At 45.8% G+C, this 16,413-nt stretch carries 15 protein-coding genes and 1 tRNA gene; 8 read left to right on the forward strand and 8 right to left on the reverse strand.

From position 1 onward, the window contains the following. Window positions 1-38 precede the first annotated feature (38 nt). Window positions 39-680, forward strand: coding sequence for a helix-turn-helix transcriptional regulator (locus ABJ081_05925; GenBank protein MEP6356202.1), 642 nt, complete (start codon window positions 39-41; stop codon window positions 678-680). A 21-nt stretch (window positions 681-701) separates the two neighbouring features. On the opposite strand, the gene ABJ081_05930 is transcribed toward ABJ081_05925, so the two are convergent. From ABJ081_05930 to ABJ081_05940, 3 genes are all read right to left on the reverse strand, one after another. Continuing rightward, window positions 702-1,904, reverse strand: coding sequence for a polysaccharide deacetylase family protein (locus ABJ081_05930; protein ID MEP6356203.1), 1,203 nt, complete (start codon window positions 1,902-1,904; stop codon window positions 702-704). Window positions 1,905-2,105: 201 nt separating this feature from the next. Continuing rightward, on the reverse strand, window positions 2,106-2,444 hold the full coding sequence (locus tag ABJ081_05935) for an NIPSNAP family protein (GenBank protein ID MEP6356204.1): 339 nt from the start codon (window positions 2,442-2,444) through the stop codon (window positions 2,106-2,108). A gap of 2 nt (window positions 2,445-2,446) precedes the next feature. Continuing rightward, on the reverse strand, window positions 2,447-4,078 hold the full coding sequence (locus ABJ081_05940) for a lysine--tRNA ligase (GenBank protein ID MEP6356205.1): 1,632 nt from the start codon (window positions 4,076-4,078) through the stop codon (window positions 2,447-2,449). Window positions 4,079-4,290: 212 nt separating this feature from the next. Between ABJ081_05940 and ABJ081_05945 the strand changes: the two genes are divergently transcribed. Together ABJ081_05945 and ABJ081_05950 are read left to right on the forward strand one after the other, a co-directional pair. After that, the gene (locus ABJ081_05945; GenBank protein ID MEP6356206.1) at window positions 4,291-4,704 is read left to right on the forward strand and encodes a tellurite resistance TerB family protein; all 414 of its coding nucleotides are present in this window, start codon (window positions 4,291-4,293) and stop codon (window positions 4,702-4,704) included. A gap of 15 nt (window positions 4,705-4,719) precedes the next feature. Beyond that, window positions 4,720-5,538 (forward strand): sterol desaturase family protein, encoded by an 819-nt coding sequence (locus ABJ081_05950; protein ID MEP6356207.1) that lies wholly within the window; start codon window positions 4,720-4,722, stop codon window positions 5,536-5,538. A gap of 7 nt (window positions 5,539-5,545) precedes the next feature. Here ABJ081_05950 and ABJ081_05955 read toward each other — a convergent pair whose 3' ends face one another. Further along, a complete protein-coding gene (locus ABJ081_05955; GenBank protein MEP6356208.1) occupies window positions 5,546-6,352 on the reverse strand; it encodes a transporter substrate-binding domain-containing protein in 807 nt (268 codons plus the stop codon). Window positions 6,353-6,660: 308 nt separating this feature from the next. Between ABJ081_05955 and ABJ081_05960 the strand changes: the two genes are divergently transcribed. Then, on the forward strand, window positions 6,661-8,442 hold the full coding sequence (locus ABJ081_05960) for a glycosyltransferase (protein MEP6356209.1): 1,782 nt from the start codon (window positions 6,661-6,663) through the stop codon (window positions 8,440-8,442). A 2-nt stretch (window positions 8,443-8,444) separates the two neighbouring features. Here ABJ081_05960 and yihA read toward each other — a convergent pair whose 3' ends face one another. The 4 genes from yihA to rpmH are packed head-to-tail and all read right to left on the reverse strand — an operon-like array spanning window position 8,445 to window position 11,590. Further along, window positions 8,445-9,092, reverse strand: a complete 648-nt coding sequence (gene yihA / locus ABJ081_05965) for a ribosome biogenesis GTP-binding protein YihA/YsxC (GenBank protein MEP6356210.1) — start codon at window positions 9,090-9,092, stop codon at window positions 8,445-8,447. Between the two features lie 23 nt (window positions 9,093-9,115). Further along, on the reverse strand, window positions 9,116-10,990 hold the full coding sequence (gene yidC / locus ABJ081_05970; GenBank protein MEP6356211.1) for a membrane protein insertase YidC: 1,875 nt from the start codon (window positions 10,988-10,990) through the stop codon (window positions 9,116-9,118). Between the two features lie 32 nt (window positions 10,991-11,022). After that, a complete protein-coding gene (gene rnpA / locus ABJ081_05975; protein ID MEP6356212.1) occupies window positions 11,023-11,412 on the reverse strand; it encodes a ribonuclease P protein component in 390 nt (129 codons plus the stop codon). Window positions 11,413-11,455: 43 nt separating this feature from the next. Then, window positions 11,456-11,590, reverse strand: a complete 135-nt coding sequence (gene rpmH / locus ABJ081_05980; GenBank protein ID MEP6356213.1) for a 50S ribosomal protein L34 — start codon at window positions 11,588-11,590, stop codon at window positions 11,456-11,458. 429 nt (window positions 11,591-12,019) lie between these two features. Here rpmH and ABJ081_05985 point away from each other — a divergent pair, with 429 nt between their 5' ends. The 4 genes from ABJ081_05985 to ABJ081_06000 all read left to right on the forward strand — a co-directional run bounded on the left by ABJ081_05985 (window position 12,020) and on the right by ABJ081_06000 (window position 16,256). Further along, on the forward strand, window positions 12,020-12,790 hold the full coding sequence (locus ABJ081_05985; protein MEP6356214.1) for a TVP38/TMEM64 family protein: 771 nt from the start codon (window positions 12,020-12,022) through the stop codon (window positions 12,788-12,790). A 138-nt stretch (window positions 12,791-12,928) separates the two neighbouring features. Next, the gene (locus ABJ081_05990; GenBank protein MEP6356215.1) at window positions 12,929-14,356 is read left to right on the forward strand and encodes an FAD-dependent oxidoreductase; all 1,428 of its coding nucleotides are present in this window, start codon (window positions 12,929-12,931) and stop codon (window positions 14,354-14,356) included. A gap of 112 nt (window positions 14,357-14,468) precedes the next feature. Beyond that, entirely contained in the window at window positions 14,469-16,016 is a 1,548-nt protein-coding gene (locus tag ABJ081_05995) for a HAMP domain-containing sensor histidine kinase (GenBank protein ID MEP6356216.1), read from the forward strand. A 163-nt stretch (window positions 16,017-16,179) separates the two neighbouring features. Then, window positions 16,180-16,256, forward strand: a tRNA-Arg gene (locus ABJ081_06000). Window positions 16,257-16,413: the final 157 nt, after the last annotated feature.

Consider the following 16,413-nt stretch of genomic DNA (forward strand, 5'->3'; position numbering starts at 1 on the left):
ACCTATGGATAATGATATGCGCTGTGATGAGGGCATTTATGTTTGGGCACCAGAAAATTTGGGCTGCGATTGATAAACTTGCGGAAACCAACGGATTGAGTCCATCTGGCCTCGCTCGTCGTGCAGGCCTTGATCCCACGACTTTTAACAAATCAAAGCGTTTTGCTCGTGATGGCCGCGCGCGATGGCCATCGACTGAATCCATTTCCAAAATACTCACAGTTACCGGATCAAATTACGAAGAATTTTATGGTCATATTGGTAGCAACGCATCATCTAAGGTAAGGCAAAGCCCGCATGTTCTTCCCGTGTTAGGATTAGCTCAGGCGGGTATGGGTGGTTTTTTTGATGATGGTGGTTTTCCTGTTGGGCAAGGGTGGGAAGAAGTTGATCTTCCCATGGTAACCCAAGAGGGCGATTATGCCTTGCGAATTTCAGGCGATTCCATGCTTCCTGTATATCGTGACAGCGATATTATCGTGGTCTCCGCAGCAAGAAAATCTATTCCCGGGGACAGGGTTGTTGTGAAGACTATGAACGGTGAAGTAATGGCAAAAGTGCTTGTCGCAGAAAACAAAGATTCAATCACGCTGATGTCTTTTAATCCAGAACACCCAACAAGAAAAATATCCCGTGAAGCAGTTGAATGGGTGGTCTGCATCACGTGGGCTAGTCAATAAAAGCGGATTGAATTATGTCTGCTAATTCCTTTTGCCAAAGATTTTGCGTAATAACCGAAATCTCTTTTTCTTGGGTGGTTGTGCGGCAACTGGATTGCCACTGGCCAATTGTTCTTCAAAAACGGGCGCAGGCGTTGGCAAATCATCGTTAGCTCTTGAGAGCGACTGTGTCGTTCGCGCCTTATCAATAGGTGTTTTGCGAACAGAGGTTATTCTTCTGTCTCTAGGTTTGCGCTTTGGGTGTGGCGCTTTAAGTGTTCTTTTTCTTACAATCTTGGTTTTCTTTAGCGCAGGCAATTCTTGAATGCTTGATTGCTCGGACAATTTTACTGTTTGAACCGGCTTAGCCGTTTGGCGAGAGGCCACATCACGACGATAATTAAAGTTACTATTGCCCGGCACAATATGAACTATTTTATAGCCTTCACGCTTTATTGTACGCAAAAATTCCGGCAAACCAGCAGCGGTTTTAGCCTGAATATCGTGGAATAGAACAATACCACTACCCTCTGCACGGACACGACGCATAGTGAGAGCAACCATCGCGCTTGGCGTCTGTTTGCGCCAATCCCAGCTATCAATATTCATGTGAAAGGCAACAAGGCCCATTTCGCGTACAATAGCGTCTGTGCGCTTGGAGCGATCAAGGAATGGGTAACGGAAAAAATTGGCCGCCTTATAATTGGAGCCTTTTAGTGCGGCATCAATCGAATTAACACCACGGCGAATTTCAGCACGAACGCCATCATTATTGCGCTTTGTGAGCAAAGGGTGGCTTTGACTATGAGTGCCAACGGTGTGTCCTTCGCGGGCTATACGACGCAAAAGATGAGGTGCCGCACGAGCGGAGCGACCTAATGAAAAAAATGTCGCTTTGATACATTCATCAGCTAAGGCTTTGAGTATTTTTTGTGTGCTGCCTTCGCGTGGTCCGTCATCAAAAGTAAGCACCAGTTCTTTGGGTCTCAATCCAATACGACCATGATTATCCACGCCCACAAGGATCGTGTTCTTGTTTGAGACTTTTATGGTGCGGTGAACACCAAGCTTGCCTGCACAAGATGAAGAGCTCGCTGACGAATTTGATTGAGCATGGGATGGCGTGCTTGAAAAGCCTATCAAAACGGTTGCGAGCGCAACCATCATTGATCCAGTTGAACGGATAGCACGATTACGAAAAGACAACAGTTTGGGACATTCTTTGCGATGGGATTTAAATTCCATAGAGTAGTGCCATTTCCATATAGTCATATCTCAAACTTGAGTGTTGAGCGTTTCTATCATGCTGTAGTTTGCATGTCTTTGAGAAAATACCACGTTTTAAACAATACAATACTCACATGGATCTATTTATAAAGTACCGATCATTTCATTCGCTGAATCAATTAAACTATAAATATTGCCAAATGTTTTAAAGATTATCAGCTATTCCACATCTGATGAGCGAGGATTACCGAAAAAATCTGCGGGCTTCATAAGTTTATTTTCCTGCGTAACCAGTGCTCCCAGCTCGCTGCTTTTTTGTTTAAAGATTTGCCAGTCCGCGTCGGCCTCCATAGCTGCTCGGCGTTTTTCGCGGTCGCCAGCATCTTTATAGGCCCACAAATGGACAAATTGGTTCACATTTCCCGTTTCCGTGGTGAGCCAAGCAATTGGCTGACCAAGATGGCGGGTTTGTGGCGTTTTTCCAAAAGTTTCATAAAGTTTGAGTTGTTTTGGCAGCATACCCGGACGGCACGTATAGGTGCGCATATCAATAAGCATGGCTATTCTCCCTTCATCAATGAACCATTCAGGCCCTTGGTAATTAACTGCACTGTTTCATCAACACCATAAAGCGCGATGAAGGAACCAAAGCGTGGTCCTTGGTCTTGCCCTAACAAGACTTGATAAAGCCCTTTGAACCAATCACGCAGGTTCTCAAAGTCATGCGCTTTGCCAACCGAAAAGACTTCCGTTTGCAATGCATCGGCATCAGCGCCTTTATCCATGGTGCCAAGGCGTTTTGCCAGATCCTCCATAGCAACGCGTTCTTGATCGCTGGGCGCGCGAAAAACCTTCGTCGGGCGCACAAAATCTTCAAAATAACGAATGGCATAACCCACCATCTCATCGAGTTTGGGCGAAGATTGTGGCGACAACCCATCCGCGTAAGTTGAAATGAAGCCCCATAGGGTTTCTTTGTCAGACGCATTGGATGCTGAAACAAGGTTCAACAACATGGCGAAACTGACGGGCATATCACTGTCAGGCACATGGCCTGCGTGTATGTGCCATGCAGGGTTTTGCAACGAAGCAGTGGCATCGGCATCAGCCAGCTTGCTGGCAAATGTGAAATATTCATCTACAGCCTTAGGGATCACATCGAAATAAAGCCGTTTGGCCGTGCGTGGTTTTTGATACATAAACAACGACAGGCTTTCAGGCGAGGCATAGCTCAACCATTCATCAATTGAGATGCCATTACCTTTGGTCTTTGAAATTTTTTCGCCATTGTCATCCAAAAACAACTCATAACAATATTGTTCCGGCGGGCGGGCGCCTAAAATGCGGCAAATTTTGGAATAAAGGCCGCCATTGATCTGATGGTCTTTGCCGTACATTTCAAAGTCAACGCCCAGCGCTGCCCAGCGCATGCCAAAGTCTGGTTTCCATTGCAGTTTCACAGCCCCACCCGTGACCGAAAGAGTTGCCTCAGACCCATCTTCATCTTCAAATGTAATGGTGCCAGCACTCGCGTCCACATGTTTCATGGGCACATAGAGCACATTGCCTGTTGTGGGCGAGATCGGCAAAAAGGGTGAATAAGTCGCCTGCCGCTCTGCACCTAATGTAGGCAGCATCACGTCCATAATATCTTGATATTTCTCGCAGGTCTTTAAGAGCATTTCATCAAAGCGGCCCGCTTGATACAGCTCAGTTGAGGACAAAAACTCATATTGAAACCCAAAGCGATCAAGAAATTCTCGCAATTTCGCATTATTATGATGGCCAAAACTTGGCGCGTCACTGTCAAAGGGATTGGGTACGACAGTGAGGGGTTTTCCTATATGCCCTTCCAGCATTTCTGCATTTGGCACATTACCAGGCACCTTGCGCATGCCGTCCATATCGTCAGAAACACATAACATGCGAGTAGGAATTTTATCTTCAGTGAGGGCGCGAAAAGCCGTACGCACCATGGTGGTGCGCGCCACCTCACCGAAAGTGCCAATATGCGGCAGACCAGAGGGACCATAACCGGTTTCAAAGATAACTTCAGCCTTGCCGGTTTGCTCAATACGCTTGACCAGCTTGCGCGCCTCTTCAAAGGGCCATGCCTTGGATTTTCTACCCGCTTCAACAAGATCAGGTGTGATCGCTAGAGGGGTCAGCGTTCCGGTCGTTGCATTGAGCATAAAATGTCCTTCGAAAAGAAATGAATAAGGGCCTACCTGCCATCTTGACCTTAAGCAGATGACCGCGCGCGACACTAGAAACATGCGCCTCAAAGGTCAACAATCGATATATTGATCTTGAATGATAATAAACTCAAACCAGTTTGCTTGTGCCCGCCTAAAAGAAGGCTTAAACAGAGATATTATAACCAATGACAAATTTGGAGAACAATATGAGCGCATCAATTACACATCATGAAGCCTTGATATACATCATGGTGACAATATCAGCTGTGGACAGTCAAATGGATGAAACGGAGCTTCTGCGTATTGGTGATCTTGTGAAAATTCTTCCAGTGTTTAATGGGTATAATCCAGATCACCTCGTTACCACTGCTGCCGAATGCGGTGATAAATTAAGAGGTGAGACTGGTCTTCAAGATGTACTTAATATTGTATCTGAAGCATTGCCCCTTCATCTTTATGACACTGCCTATGCATTGGCGGTAGATGTCGCAGCCGCTGATATGGAAATTGTGCAGGAGGAATTGCGGTTCTTACAAATGCTGCGCGATAAACTTGATTTAGATAAACTATCTATTGCGGCAATTGAATATACAGCAAGAGCGCGTTATCGCATCGCTTGAGTAGATTGAGGATATATGGAATTTCTCGCTCAAAATGAACCTGCGATAAGACTGACAGCTTTTGTGTCAATTTTTGCAACCATGGCGCTTCTTGAAATAGTGCTGCCCAGACGAAAAATAGCAAAACATGATGGCAAGCCTTTAAAAGGGCGGCGCTGGTTTGCGCATGGTGGGCTCACTATTGTGAACAGCGTGGTATTGCGGCTCATTTTTCCTGCCGCAGCTGTAGGAACTGCACTCTATGCCAGCACCAATAATATTGGCCTTTTCAATGTTATTGAAGTGCATTGGTTGATTGCCGCGTTGGTTGCGTTTTTTGCGCTGGATTTTGCTGTCTGGCTGGAACATTTCGCTAGTCATAAAATCCCAATTTTGTGGCGCATCCATCGTATGCATCACGCTGATACCGATTTTGATGTCACAACAGCGCTGAGATTTCATCCCTTAGAAATTCTTCTCTCCATGGTTTGGAAAGCAGCCATTGTCATCGCCCTTGGCGCACCTGTTGCAGTTGTTCTTTTGTTTGAAATTATTTTGAACGGTATGGCGATGTTCAATCATTCCAATTTTAAGCTGCCCCTAAGGCTTGATCGTGTGGTGCGGCTGGTTTTTGTAACACCAGATATGCACCGTGTGCATCATTCTACGATGCAGCTTGAAACTGACAGCAATTATGGATTTAATTTTTCCTTCTGGGACAGAGCGTTTAAGACATATACGGCCCAGCCAGCAGAGGGCCATGATGCCATGCAAATCGGGCTGGAATATTATCGCGATGAGAAGCCTTCACGCCTTTTATGGCTTCTAACGCTGCCGTTTAAACGACTCCCTTAGAGTTTGCCTAGAAAAAGCTAATGGGGAAAAACTGCAAATAAATTTCGGCATATTTGCTTTTTCGCATTAATTTTCCAAGGCCATCATCCAGCACTTGCTTAAGATCAAGGCGATCGATTGGCACCGCTATGGAGAGCCCTTGACCAAAGAAATCAGAACTTAAATAAGGTCCGCCAATGAAGGAACAACAGTTATTTGCATCGCTGCTCTGAAGCCAAAATGAGAGGCTGACTCCATCTCCAAACCCAAGCGAAACAACCTTGTCGCGCAGAGCACTGCGCAACTCTTCTTGGTTCTTGAATGCTTTTATCGGCGTTTCAGGAAACAACTCTTTCAAGAAAGCCTCATGCGACGTGCCAGCTTCAACACCCACAGTTTGTGTGCCTGGACCTTTAAAAGGGTTGTCAGGTATTTCGACATTTTTATTAGAAAAAAACCGAGCAGGCATGCGCAGATAAGGAACGGAAAATGCGTGCTCCCTAATCGTCGCATCTGAAACAGCAAGGCCAGCGATTATGGCATCGCCTTGTCCCTTGGAAAGAGCATCACTCAAATTATCCCAAGGCAAAGCCTGCATTGTGCAGCGCGCTTTTATTTCAAAGCAAAGCGCCCGTGCAAGAGAAACATTAAAGCCTTCCAACCGACCTTGTTGATCAATGAAATTGAATGGTGGAAAATCATCTGTCGTTAAAAATCGTATGGTGCGGATTGTCGGCGTGGTGCCTAATGTTGTGATGACATTAGGGTTGATGAATTGAGGAATATTGACGCTCTCTTCGTCTGCTTGAGCATTTGCAACAGTGCTAAGTACCATACAAAACAATAGAACTGCCGCAGTAATCCTCTTAAATATACCAAATAAAAATAGGAAATTATTCATTGTGGAAATATTTCTTTCATGCTTTCTTCAATGCAAACGTAATTTTAAACGTTCTAATCGGTAGGTTTATTTATTGCGATAGAACTCTTTTTAAAGGTCAATCATTTTCTAACATACAGAGCATTCCAATCTCCATCAACGATCAAAATAACACTCCTTCGAATGACGAGGGGAAATTTTTAGCATCAGATATCGGTTTTTTGACTCGATATGGCTTTTCGCATCAGCAATTAAGAAAAATCATGATGGACGCATCCCAAACGGATGTCGAAGCACATGAAGAAATGATTTCTTCGGGGCAGATTACCAATGAGTATTATTATCGCTGCCTTGCCGATCATTTAAAACTGGATTTTGTAACAGCGCAACAACTTCAAAATATCCAGCTTACGAAAAGCAAAGGTATCATTCATGCGCTGCGTTATAGTTCGCAAATTCTCCATCGCGATGAAACGGGCGCACTCATTTTAGTAACAGCACCGAAGCGTGAAGAGATAGAGAGATTACGATATCGACTTGCTCAATTAAGTGGATTGAACAGTCGTATCGCTATTGCTCAGCCAAGCGAAATTAGACAAGCTTATCTATGGCATTTGAATAAGACACTCAGCCAGCATGCTTCGCAAATGTTGCATAGGCAGATGCCGAATTTTTCAGCTTATCAGGTCCCAAGCGGAAGCATCGCTGTCTTCGCTGTTTTGATCATATTATTATTAATAACATCAGCTGTCACACCAACCAGCATGCCGTCTTTGATATTGAATGGCATTATCGCGGTATTATTTTTTCTCTCGGTTAGCTTGCGCTTTGGCGCGGCTTTTACTTTGAGGGATAATAAAGCGCGACTTCTGCCAACCCCAGTAATGGCTGCGCGAAAATTGCCTGTCTATTCTGTGTTGGTGGCTGCCTATGATGAGGCAAGCATCATTCCTGATCTGGTGGACGCTCTTTCTAATCTCAATTGGCCTGCCGCTAAGCTTGATATCAAAATTATACTTGAGGAAAATGACCAACCAACAATTTCAGCTGCAAGATTAGCGATTTCCGGCAGGTCGGCTTTTGAAATCATCATCGTGCCGCCCGGTCAGCCACGAACCAAGCCACGGGCATTAAATTATGCTTTGCCTCTCGCCCGCGGGGAGTTTGTGGTGATCTATGATGCGGAAGATCGGCCTCATCCAGATCAACTAAAGGCTGCCTATTTTAAGCTTTCCAAATCCACCCGCGAGGTCGCCTGCATACAAGCACCGCTGTTAATAGACAACGCCAAGCACTCTTGGCTTTCAGCGATGTTCTCCCTTGAATATGCCGGCCTTTTTGATGGTGTGATTCCAGCCTTCGCGCGATGGAAATTTCCCGTCCTTCTTGGTGGTACCTCTAATCATTTTCGGACAAAGGTTTTGCGCTCCATTGGTGCTTGGGATCCCTATAATGTAACGGAAGATGCAGATCTTGGCATTCGCCTTAAACGCTATGGATACAGAGTGGAGGTGATCGATTTGCCGACCTATGAAGAGGCGCCAGCGTATCTCACCATATGGCTTAAACAACGCACTCGATGGTTTAAGGGGTGGATGCAAACAAGTCTTGTTCATATGAGGGCACCTAAGCGCACATTTTCACAGCTTGGATGGCGTGGGTTCTTCACCTTCCACCTTATATCAACCAGCCTGCTTGTCTCAGCTCTTGGCTATCCATTCTTCTTGATTTTGATTGTTTATCATATCCATCGCGCTGTGGTTTTTGATGCGCAGCCAGGTTTTGCTTTTGCCATGGCTCTCAATTTTCTCTTCGCCTTTGTCACTTATGCTTATCTATCTTATCGCGCTTTGTCTTATCGCAATCAAAAGTCACATACGTGGTATGCTCTCGGCTTGCCGTTCTATTGGGTTTTATTGTCCTTTGCTGCATGGCGCGCCCTTGTCCAGCTGATAACGGCCCCTCATGTTTGGGAAAAAACACCCCATGGTAAAGTGCCGCGGGTCAAATTTCCGTGGCTCCTCAACAAAAATTTTAAAGATTAAATCTATTCGGTTGTCAGGCGTGTGATCGCGGCACGCAAATCAGCGATGCCTTCGCCTTTTTCGCTGGAGGTCGCAATGATTTGCGGGTAAGCAGCGGGCCGTTTTTTCAAGGCCTCTTCAACCTCAGCATAAACCTGCACGACGGCAGGTGGTTTGATTTTATCAATCTTGGTCAGCACCACTTGATAAGATACGGCTGTTTTATCAAGCATATCCAAAACTTCAGCATCATTCTTCTTAATCCCATGACGGGAATCAATCAAAACATAAACACGACGAAGATTAGGTCGACCGCGCAGATAACGCATGACTAGATCAGTCCATTGCTCAACCAAGGGCATCGGCGCTTTGGCATAGCCATAACCTGGCATATCAACAATCGCGAGCGCGGCGGTCGCGGCGTCTTCAGGCAAAAAGTAATTCAAAAATTGAGTGCGGCCCGGTGTGTTCGATGTGCGTGCAAGACCCTTTACACCGGTCAGGGCATTAATGAGCGATGATTTTCCCACATTGGAGCGGCCAGCAAAGGCAACTTCAAGACCAGAAAAATCGGGCAATCCTTCAAGCTCTGCAACGCTTAATAAAAACGTCCACGGCTTCGCGAAGAAAAGGCGGCCCTTTTCGAGAGCCGCCCGTTCAATTTCTACGATTTTGTTATCGCTATCGCTCACAGCTAGTCCGGTTTCTTTTCTATCTGAGCCGACTTTTTATCTTTACGGAAAGTATCAAGCATATTGCCTAGAATATCCACATCAACACCTTGGCGCTTCATGATCACATATTGCTGGATCACAGAAAGAAGGTTGTTCCATGCCCAATAAATAACAAGCCCGGCTGGGAAGCTTGCCAGCATAATTGTGAAGATCACAGGCATCCAATTGAAGATAAATTGTTGTGTTGGATCAGGCGGTGCAGGGTTCAGTTTCATCTGAATGAACATAGTAATACCCATCAACAGCGGCCAGACACCGATGAGTGGCATCCATCCCGGCATATCAATTGGAATCAGACCGAATAGATTCATAAATGTCGTGGGATCGGGTGCGGCCAAATCCTGAATCCATCCAAAGAAGGGCGCATGGCGCATCTCAATGGTGACAAACAAAACTTTATAGAGCGAGAAGAAAACGGGAATCTGGATCAAAACTGGCCAGCAACCGGCAAGCGGATTTATCTTCTCTTCCCGATAAAGCTTCATCATCTCTTGTTGCACGCGCGGCTTATCGTCTTTGTGGCGCTCCTGAATTTCTTTCATTTTCGGTTGTACAAGTTTCATACGGCTCATCGAGACGTAAGAGCGGTTTGCGAACCAAAAGAAAAGGATTTTGATACCAACGGTAACGGCCAAAATAGCAACGCCAAAATTACCAAAAATCTTGAAAAGATAATCAAGCGCATGGAACAAAGGTTTGGTGAGGAAATAAAACCATCCCCAGTCAATCAGCAGCTCAAATCGCTCAATGCCTGTTTCCTCGTAAGCATCAATGAGATTTGTCTCTTTTGCGCCAGCGAACAAACGGGTGGATACGGAAGCTGACCCATTAGGTTGTACATTTAAGGGATCAGCTAAAAAATCTGCCTGAAAAGCGGGAGTTGCGCCAGCGCTATAAGCAAATCGACCTTTAAAAGAACTCTCCGAGGAAGGTATAAGCGTCGCGGCCCAATATTTATCAGTAATGCCAAGCCAACCGTTTATTGTTGCAGGCTCCTCGATTGAGGGTGTGTCTTCCAAATCATCATAGTCGATTTCCTGAAGACCTTCTTCACCAAACATGCCGATGAGGCCCTCGTGCAAAATCCAGATGCCACTTGTCTTGGGTCGGCCACGGCGTGAGACAAAGCCATAAGGATAGACATTGACAGCCTCAGCGCCGCTATTCATCACCTTATCGGTAAGTGTGAACATATAGTTCTCATCGATTTCATAAGTGCGCTCAAAAGAGAGGCCTTCCCCATTATCCCAAACTAAGGTGAGTGGCTTATCAACGGAGAGTGTTTGATTACCTTTAATAGACCAAACCGTGTTGCTATTTGGTACTTTCGGGCCGCCAGCAGCTGCAACCACACCCGTTTCAGCATAATAGGCATTTTGTGTGCCAACAGGATGAAACAATCTGATATTCGGGCTGCCGTCTTCAATTTCTTCGCGATAATCGAGCAATAAAAGGTCGTCAATACGACCGCCTGTCAGGTTGATTGAACCATTCAGGCGCTCAGTACTGATGCGCGCGCGGCTTGTGTTTTTTAAAGCCGCACCAACTGTGGGCAGCTGTCCTGCAGCACCAGCTTGTACAGTACCAGGAGCTGCCGGTGCGCCTGTTGGTTGATTGTCCGGCACATTGGGCACAACACCGGTTTGATTGTCAGGTGCAGGTGTTGCCGGCGCAGCAGAAGGATTTGTTGTTTGTAACTGTGCTTGTGCGGCTTGTTCAGCCTCTAGCGCAGCACGGCGTGCCTCATCTTGAGGGCCGAGAACAAAAAACTGCCAGCCCAGTAAAACCAACATGGATAAACCGATGGCAATGAAGAGGTTCTTGTTATCCTGCATGGGTTCTTACTGTCCTGTTTTGGCTAGGTTCTTCATTTAAATTTACGCGGTCTGGCTGCTCGCCCTTCACCACGTGCAAGTTTCTTTAGTGTTTTTTCAATGTCGGCGCAAAGGGTGGGAAACTCAATTGATAATGCACCAGCGCGACCTACAAGCACATAATCATGCGATGCTTCGAATAACTGATCATCGATATGACGTATAGCTTCTCGCAAACGGCGTCTTACACGATTGCGCACCACCGCGTTCCCGACCTTTTTCGTAACCGTAAAGCCGACACCAAATTGATTGTCGTGAGCATCTTTTTTTGCATTACGCTGCATAACAAAAGAACCGCGCGGAATATAATTCCCTTTTGCCGCATTTAAAAATGACTCACGCTTCTTCAGAATACTCTTATGACTAGTTTGGGCCGCGACCATTGGTCAAAACCCTCCATATCCTGTCAGATGCACCGTCTCAGGTTTACGCTGATAACTTTTTTCGACCCTTGGCACGGCGCGCAGCAAGAACAGCGCGACCGCCGACAGTCGCTTTACGTGCACGAAAGCCATGCCGGCGAGCGCGAACAAGATTACTTGGTTGAAATGTACGTTTCATTTGCTTTCCCCGTCTTTTAAACAGGCCTCGTCATCAGTAATGCGTTGGTTTTTGCTGTCGAAGTCAGCGCGCCGATCTTGTCGTCTGCGCCACATTCGTCAATCACCCAAAGAATGAGATTGCGGCTTATAGAAACAAAGAGGGGTTAAAGTCAATGTAAAAAGCCTTCTCAATGGCCTTGAAATTAAAGCCAAAGCCCTCAGAGACAATATCTATTTAATATTCACTTTCTCCCGCTCCGAACTACGTTGCCCTTTGATCACCATACCGTGAGGTTGATATTGCTATTTTCACATGTTCGTCAAAAGGGCATTTTTCAATTCAATTTACAGAATTTGTACATATATCAGATCTAGAAATAAGTGGTCATATAAAACCGCTTAACACGATAGAACAAAAGTATTTACGGTTGCACTTCTGGAGTAAATTATGTCACTAAATGGAACCTTTGAAACAAGAGATGAGAATATCATGTCATCTAATAAGCCTTCTGAAAAAGCGTCTTTACTGGTTAATTTGAAAAGGTTTTCCCCCCTTCTAATTATTCTGTCTCTCCTCGTTATTGGTTATGCGTCAGGTCTCCACAAATATTTGTCTCTTGATGCTGTCGCGGAAAATAAAGCGCTGATTGATACATTCGTTACGGATAACTTCATTCTAGCAATGGGTGCCTATTTGCTCATTTACATTGTCGCCGTTTCACTATCATTTCCTGGGGCTAGCTTCTTGACCATTGCAGGGGGCGGCATCTTTGGCTGGGCCATTGGCGGAACTTTAACAGTGATTGGCGCAACTATAGGTGCCTCCATCATATTTCTCGTGGCTAAAACCTCTATCGGCGATTATTTGGCTGAAAAAGCAGGTCCGCGTATGAATAAATTGCGTGAAGGCTTTCAAAAAGAAGCTTTCAGTTACCTTTTGACATTACGCCTTGCGCCGGTCGTGCCCTTTTGGATCACAAATCTTGCCCCAGCCCTTTTCGGTATGGATTTGCCGCGTTACGCGCTAGCGACGTTCATCGGCATCATTCCAGGCACCTATGCTTATTCCTTCATTGGTGATCAGGTTGGTTCGGCTGTTGACGGTTCAGATATCACACAAAAAATAACACTGGGCCTTGCCGCTCTCGCAGTTGCTTCTGTCATTCCATTGATTGTCAAATGGGTGCGTCGCAAAAAGACGACATTGGGCGAGGCATAACTGCACAGTCTAATAACACTCCTTTAAAAGAGATATGACCGATTGAACTATGCGGCACATTGTTTATTGTGCTGCATAGATTTATTTTGTTCTTCTGAGCGCATATCCTATTAAACCTCCTAACAAATGAGACACCCTATGACAGAGACCTTAACCCCAGATATTTGTGTTATAGGTGCTGGGTCAGGCGGCCTAAGTGTTGCCGCTGCAGCCGCCGCTTTTGGCGTATCAGTTGTTTTGCTTGAGAAAGGCAAAATGGGCGGTGACTGCCTGAATTATGGCTGCGTGCCTTCTAAAGCAATGATTGCAGCTGGCAAAATAGCCGAAACATTTCGTCAGTCAGAAAAATTTGGCATCAAACCACAAGAGCCGGAAGTAGATTTCCAAAAAGTGCACGATCATGTTCATGGGGTGATTGCGGCGATCGCGCCTAACGATTCCGTTGAACGCTTCACTGGCCTTGGAGTGAAGGTCATTACAGAAGCTGGCTATTTTCAAGATCAGAAAACGGTTGTTGCCGGTAAATATAAAATTAAAGCCCGCAGATTTGTGGTGTCAACCGGGTCGTCCGCCTTTGTGCCGCCCATTCCTGGCATTGAGGCTGTTTCTTATCTCACCAATGAAACACTGTTTGAAGCCACCGAAAGACCGGAACATCTTGTCGTTATCGGCGGTGGGCCAATCGGCATGGAGATGGCGCAGGCGCATCGCCGTCTTGGCTCAAAAGTGACCGTCATCGAAATGTTTACTGCCTTTGGCAAAGACGATCCGGAACTGACTTCGATTGCTCTCGATGAAATCAGGCGCGAAGGCGTGGATATTCGCGAAAAGACAAAAACCGTTCGGCTTTTGCCAGGTGCTGAAAATGGCGTTGAGGTCATTGTCGAAAAAGATGGCAAAGAAGAAACAATTGCCGGCTCACACCTTTTGTTGGCAACAGGCCGAGCTGCCAATGTAAGCGGTCTTGATCTGGAAAAAGCAGGTATTGAATATTCCCGTAAGGGTATTGTCGTCGATGCGAAAATGCGCACCACAAATAAGCGCGTATATGCGATTGGTGATGTTGCTGGCGGTTTGCAATTCACCCATGTGGCCGGTTATCATGCTGGCCTTGTTATCCGCTCTATCCTGTTTCGGATGGGCGCGAAAGAGAAAACGAATATCATTCCATGGGTCACTTTCACTGACCCTGAAGTGTCCCATGTTGGACTTGGCGAAGAAGCCGCGAGGGAGCAGCATAAAGATATCAAAATATTACGCTGGCCCTATGTTGAAAATGACAGGGCACAGGCTGAGCGAAAAACCACTGGCCTGATTAAAGTCATCACCAATAAAAAGGGTAAAATTCTTGGCGCCACCATTGTCGGCCAAAATGCTGGTGAGATGATAAATATTTGGGCATTAGCGGTCACACAAGGTATGAAGGTGGGTGCAATGACAGGTTATATTCCTCCCTATCCTACAATGACAGAAATAGGTAAAAGAGCTTCCACCGAATATTACAAACCAAGTCTCCAAAACCCTTGGATCAAACGCGTAATCGGTTTCTTGCGGATATTTGGCTAGGACCAAAGCGAATGGTGGCTTAGAACAGCTTTCACATACATATGATGACTGGTCAGCTATCATTGTTTGCAAGAAACTATGCTCTATCTTAAAGTAGAGAAGAAAGTAGGGGATGCAGGCTTTGAATAAGTCGCCAGACCATAAGTCTATAGAAGAAACACTCATTTCTGAGAATAAGAGTGCCGACTCACGGGTGGGCGAAGCTATTGCTATTGTAAAACCTAAAAAACGTAAGTTGACAATGAATCTCTCGGCTAAGCTGTTGGTTTTAACCATCGGTTTTGTAATGCTAAGCGAGATTTTTGTTTTCGTTCCTTCAGTTGCGAAATTTCGAAATGACTGGCTGACAGATCGCCTGACGCGCGCACGAACAGTATTACTAATGTCGCCTGAAGTGCCCGTTGGTGTGATCATGCCGCCAGAGCAGATAGAGGCAAACCAAAAACGCATTGAAGATGCAATGCGCAGCTTTGATGTTGTCACCCTCGCGCATCGCAAAGATGGTCGACGACAACTCATTGCAATGATTGACGAAGATGCTGGCGAAATTGGTGCCGAGTTTGATGTGATTCATACTGGAGCATGGCAATCTATCCACGATGCCTTCATGACACTGCTCGCCACCACGCCGCGCATTATTTCAATTTCAGGTTCTCCGCCTGGCACAGATCAATTGATACAAGTCGTTGCGCTGGAGCCGCCTTTGCGTGCGGCGATGCTGACCTATACGCGCAATGTGATGATTTTATCCTTAATCATTTCTGTTTTAACGGCAGCTATGGTCTATTTCGCCCTTAGCAAACTCTTCGTGCGGCCCATTGCGCGCTTGGCAGATAGCATGGAGGCTTTTTCCAAAAACCCGGAGGCCAGTGAAAATATCATAAAACCGGGCGGGCGCACAGATGAGCTTGGAACTGCGGAAGAGCGTCTTGCAGAAATGCAAAAAGATCTCCAAGGCACACTCTCCAGCCAAAAACGCCTAGCAAGCCTTGGGTTGGCTGTTTCTAAGGTCAATCATGACCTGCGTAATATTCTGGCCTCTGTCCAGTTGTTTTCCGACCGTCTAACATCGCTTCCTGACCCCGATGTCCAACGGTTTGCTCCAAAGCTTATCGCCGGTATTGATCGGGCAATAGGCTATTGTGAATCAACCCTTGTCTATGGCAGCGCTAAGGAAGAGCCGCCTAAACGTCAGCTTATCCGTTTAGCCAAAATGATCAAAGAACTTGAATCATTGCTAGATCTCGATGATCACCCAACAGTCGAATGGCGTAATACTGTACCTGTGGGAACAGAACTTGATGCCGATCCAGAGCAAATTTTTCGCGTTTTGATGAATCTTTCACGCAACGCGATAAAAGTTCTAGAAGCAATGGAAGATGAATCCTTGGTTCGACGCCTGACAATTGGCGCGAACATGTTGGAAGACCGCACGCGTATTATTATCAGCGATACAGGCCCCGGCGTGCCAAAACGTGCCCAAGAACATCTTTTTGAAGCATTTCGCGGGTCCTTATCCAAAGGCGGGACAGGTCTTGGACTTGCCATAGCCCATGAAATTGTCACAGCCCATGGTGGAACGATAAAGCTCACAGATGATGATGGTCCGGGAGCTACTTTCGAGATTGAGCTACCTAATAAAGGTAAGTCAATCGTTTGATTTTTTCCTCCATTGATATAAAAAATCAAAAGGATTCATCATTCCTAAAAAAAGCGGGTTGCATTTGCCCAAATAACAGATTACTTCCTGCATCTCGTTGATGCGAATAATCGTTGACTGTATCGATGAAATTCTGGTTTGCTAACAATTGCAAGCCAATGATGCGCTCGTAGCTCAGCTGGATAGAGCACTAGACTACGAATCTAGGGGTCGGGAGTTCGAATCTTCCCGAGCGCGCCATTACTTTCAAAGACTTAGCTAATATGACTTGTGGCGGAAAACGGTGGCATTTGTAACCACTGGGCACCTGGTTCATGCCGAAACTGGTAAATTAGATATAATTGTCATTGAACTAACATAACAATGACTTTTCTAGCGCTGTTGGATAGTTCTTAAC

The organism is Hyphomicrobiales bacterium (assembly GCA_039989895.1).
GTDB lineage: Bacteria > Pseudomonadota > Alphaproteobacteria > Rhizobiales > JACESI01 > JACESI01.

What these genes read in the sequence shown, in the direction of transcription:
- ABJ081_05925 (MEP6356202.1), top strand. Translation starts at nt 39, where the DNA reads ATGTTTGGGCACCAGAAAATTTGGGCTGCGATTGATAAACTTGCGGAA.
- ABJ081_05930 (MEP6356203.1), bottom strand. Translation starts at nt 1,904, where the DNA reads ATGGAATTTAAATCCCATCGCAAAGAATGTCCCAAACTGTTGTCTTTT.
- ABJ081_05935 (MEP6356204.1), bottom strand. Translation starts at nt 2,444, where the DNA reads ATGCTTATTGATATGCGCACCTATACGTGCCGTCCGGGTATGCTGCCA.
- ABJ081_05940 (MEP6356205.1), bottom strand. Translation starts at nt 4,078, where the DNA reads ATGCTCAATGCAACGACCGGAACGCTGACCCCTCTAGCGATCACACCT.
- ABJ081_05945 (MEP6356206.1), top strand. Translation starts at nt 4,291, where the DNA reads ATGAGCGCATCAATTACACATCATGAAGCCTTGATATACATCATGGTG.
- ABJ081_05950 (MEP6356207.1), top strand. Translation starts at nt 4,720, where the DNA reads ATGGAATTTCTCGCTCAAAATGAACCTGCGATAAGACTGACAGCTTTT.
- ABJ081_05955 (MEP6356208.1), bottom strand. Translation starts at nt 6,352, where the DNA reads ATGGTACTTAGCACTGTTGCAAATGCTCAAGCAGACGAAGAGAGCGTC.
- ABJ081_05960 (MEP6356209.1), top strand. Translation starts at nt 6,661, where the DNA reads ATGATGGACGCATCCCAAACGGATGTCGAAGCACATGAAGAAATGATT.
- yidC (MEP6356211.1), bottom strand. Translation starts at nt 10,990, where the DNA reads ATGCAGGATAACAAGAACCTCTTCATTGCCATCGGTTTATCCATGTTG.
- rnpA (MEP6356212.1), bottom strand. Translation starts at nt 11,412, where the DNA reads ATGGTCGCGGCCCAAACTAGTCATAAGAGTATTCTGAAGAAGCGTGAG.
- rpmH (MEP6356213.1), bottom strand. Translation starts at nt 11,590, where the DNA reads ATGAAACGTACATTTCAACCAAGTAATCTTGTTCGCGCTCGCCGGCAT.
- ABJ081_05985 (MEP6356214.1), top strand. Translation starts at nt 12,020, where the DNA reads ATGTCACTAAATGGAACCTTTGAAACAAGAGATGAGAATATCATGTCA.
- ABJ081_05990 (MEP6356215.1), top strand. Translation starts at nt 12,929, where the DNA reads ATGACAGAGACCTTAACCCCAGATATTTGTGTTATAGGTGCTGGGTCA.
- ABJ081_05995 (MEP6356216.1), top strand. Translation starts at nt 14,469, where the DNA reads ATGCAGGCTTTGAATAAGTCGCCAGACCATAAGTCTATAGAAGAAACA.